Source organism: Candidatus Cloacimonadota bacterium (assembly GCA_034661015.1).
GTDB lineage: Bacteria > Cloacimonadota > Cloacimonadia > JGIOTU-2 > JGIOTU-2 > JAYEKN01.
The window spans coordinates 1-3449 of the sequence record JAYEKN010000136.1; the positions used below are offsets into that span (position 1 = coordinate 1).

General features: G+C 37.7%; 3 protein-coding genes. 2 read left to right on the forward strand and 1 reads right to left on the reverse strand.

Annotated elements, in window-relative coordinates; translation table 11 throughout:
• Positions 1-8 precede the first annotated feature (8 nt).
• Positions 9-761 (reverse strand): ribonuclease Z, encoded by a 753-nt coding sequence (locus U9P79_05555; protein ID MEA2104089.1) that lies wholly within the window; start codon positions 759-761, stop codon positions 9-11.
• A gap of 237 nt (positions 762-998) precedes the next feature.
• On the opposite strand from U9P79_05555, the gene U9P79_05560 reads away from it, so the two are divergent.
• Both U9P79_05560 and U9P79_05565 read left to right on the forward strand, forming a co-directional pair.
• Entirely contained in the window at positions 999-1805 is an 807-nt protein-coding gene (locus U9P79_05560) for a slipin family protein (GenBank protein ID MEA2104090.1), read from the forward strand.
• A 352-nt stretch (positions 1806-2157) separates the two neighbouring features.
• On the forward strand, positions 2158-3449 hold a 1292-nt coding region (locus tag U9P79_05565; protein MEA2104091.1), incomplete at its 3' end, for a TldD/PmbA family protein.

The following is a 3449-nucleotide window of genomic DNA, read 5'->3' on the forward strand; positions in this document are numbered from 1 at the left end:
GATAAATTCTAAAAAACATATTTCCGAAAATTTTCCGCTACCTGAATATCACCGGAAAAATATTTTTTACATTTTTTGACAATGGGATAATTTTCCATAACCGGATATAAATGTGTTAATAGCAATTTTTTCACTCCGGCACTTTCTGCAATTTGCCCGGCTGTTTTGGGATTAAGGTGAATATCAATACATTTCTCTTCAGGTAAAGAGCATTCCAGCACGGCAAGATCGGCATTTTTACACAACTTGATAACATTTTCATGATACCCCGTATCTCCGGAAGCACAAAATGTCTTTTCGTTAAATTCAAAACGATAACCGATACTCTCATCTGTATGAAAAGTTTTCTCGGTAGAAATTGCTATTCCCGCAAATTCAAACTCCGATTTTTTCACTTCCCTGATCTTTATATCAAAGTTTTCGATCCGAATAGATTTGCCATAGGCATCTTTCATTTTGTTGTAAAAATCTTCAAACCCATCTGGTCCCACCACGAAAAGATCTTCTTTTCTTTTGCAATCAGGATCATTTCGAAATGCAAATAAAAGAGCTGCAAAATCGTTGATATGGTCCAGGTGTAAATGGGTTATGCAAATCATATCAATATCGCAATAATCATATCCTGCTTTGGGGATATTGTGGAGGATGCCGGTTCCACAATCAATCAAAATGAGTTTCCCTGCAATCTCAAGAATTCCCCCTGATGATAGCCTATTCTCATTCGGAACGCAAGAGCCTGTCCCAATAAAAGTATATTTCACAATAATTTCTCCTAAAACAATTTATTTTTGACTATAAGCAACGAACAATTACGAACAAAACTAACAATAAAAATTGCATGCTCGTTTTGTTAGTTTTGCTCGTTGCCATTTGAAATAAATATTACAAATCGAGAAAATCATTGCAAGAAATTCATTTATTTTTTTATAATGTTTGACAGAATAATCGCATTTGGATAATAAACAAATATTAAAATAAATGCATCGGAGGATACAATTATGGTTAATCTTGTATCAATTATTATAGTTTTGGCTGTAATAATTTTGTTCAAAGCAATACGAATAGTAAAAGAATATGAACGTGGTGTAGTATTTAGGCTTGGCAGATTACTGCGGGCAAAAGGTCCCGGACTCTTTCTCTTGATCCCATTCATTGATAAGATGGTGAAAGTTCAGTTAAGAACCGTAACTATGGATGTTCCCCCTCAAGATATTATCACGAGAGACAATGTTCCGGTAAAAGTTAATGCTGTCATATATTTCCGAGTTATCGATCCGGAAGATGCGATAGTCAAAGTGGAGAATTACATATTAGCAACTTCCCAAATCGCTCAAACAAGCCTGAGAAATATACTTGGTAAATCCGATTTGGACGACCTGCTCACCCATCGTGAAAAAATTAGTAGTGAATTACAATCGGTTATTGATGAATTAACCGACCCGTGGGGAGTCAAAGTCAGTGTGGTAGAAGTTAAAGATGTTGAACTCCCCTCGACGATGCAACGAGCAATGGCAAAACAAGCCGAAGCAGAGCGGGAACGAAGAGCAAAGATCATTCACGCAGAAGGTGAATTTCAAGCTTCCAAAAAACTATCACAAGCAGCTGATATACTTAGTAAAAACACAGCTTCTATCCAACTTAGATTCTTGCAAACCCTTACGGAAATTTCTGCAGAAAAGAATTCTACAATTGTCTTCCCATTACCGATTGATATCATGCAAGGATTTTTGAATAAGGAAAAAATCCCTTCCACCCTAGCTGAAACTGTTAGTAAAATGATCGAGAATTATTCTAAAAAAGAATAATCGAAAAAATCAGTTTAATTAGAGCCTATCCGTAAAGGGAAATCTTGAGTTAATTTCCGTTTTTTTGAACTTGACTTAATATTTTCCAACTCACAAATATAACGCTAATTAACTTAATGGATAATTTTCCAATTCGTCACGGAATGGTCCGTGACGTCTCGAAAAGGCTACTTTACGGATAGACACTATTTAGAAAAGTGCTTACCTTTTAGGTGGGCACTTTTTTATTTTATCTGGATTTATGAGCACCGAAGCAAGGGAATTCTGCTTGTATCATTTCCACTTTTATTGACATAGAAAAAGTTTAACCGATTTAATGATTTCAAAATTTAATGTTAATATCGGAGGAACAATGAACGAATATTTACAATTAGCTCTAAATGTAGCAAGAAGTAGCGGAGCATCATACACCGACATACGAATTATCGCTAATCAAAATCAAATTATCAGTGTTAAAAACGGCGAGATTGATTCTGTGAATAATTCCAACAGTCTCGGATTTGGGATACGTGTGATAGCAAATGGTTCTTGGGGATTTGCTTCAAGTTCCTCACTGACGAAACCTGAAGTCAAGAAGATTGCTGCTCGAGCTGTGGAAGTGGCAAAAGCATCTGCAACCTTGCGAAAAGATAGTGTGCGATTGGCTCCCGAACCTGTTTATAATGACATCTGGACTTCACCTTATTTGATTGACCCTTTCAAAGTTTCACTTGAAGATAAGCTCGAACTCCTTTTCAAAGTGGATAAAATTTTAAGAGAAAACAGCAAAATTAAAATTTCCCGTGCTTCTATGAGTTTTTGGCGTGAACATCAGTGGTTTGCAAATTCGGAAGGTTCAAATATTGAACAGATATTTTTACGAAGCGGTTGTGCCAGCTCTGCCACGGCAGTCGAAGGCTCGGAAGTACAAGTTCGATCATATCCGGAAGCACACGGAGGGCAGAATGCTCAGATGGGTTATGAACTAATAAATAGCCTTGATCTTCCCGGGCATGCAGCCCAAATCCGCGAAGAGGCTGTTGCCTTGTTGTCTGCACCGGATTGTCCTGTCGCTGATAAAGATATTATCATCGGTGGTGGGCAACTTGCTTTGCAGATCCATGAATCTATCGGGCATCCTTCCGAACTCGATCGTGTGCTCGGAATGGAAGCAAATTATGCCGGACGTAGTTTTATCACAACCGATCTTTATCATGATTATCATTACGGCTCTTCTATCGTAAATGTTGTCGCTGATTCCACAGTTCCAACCGGATTGGCTACCTTTGGTTATGATGATGATGGAGTTCGGGCTCAACGCTATCATATAATTCAGGATGGTTTGTATAAAATGTATCTTACTAATCGTGAACTTGCTCATGTGGTCGGCGAAAATCGGAGTAGAGGTTGCAACCGTGCGGACGGATTCGGTAATATTCCCATGATCCGAATGATAAATATTTCACTTATGCCCGGCAAGGGTTCTTTGAAAGATTTAATTTCTGATACAAAAGATGGAATTTATCTGGAGAATAATAAAACGTGGAGTATTGACCAACGCCGTTTGAATTTCCAATTTACGGCTGAAATCGGTTGGGAGATTAAGAACGGAAAAAAAGTACGAATGGTGAAAAATCCGACATATCAGGGAATTACACCTACATT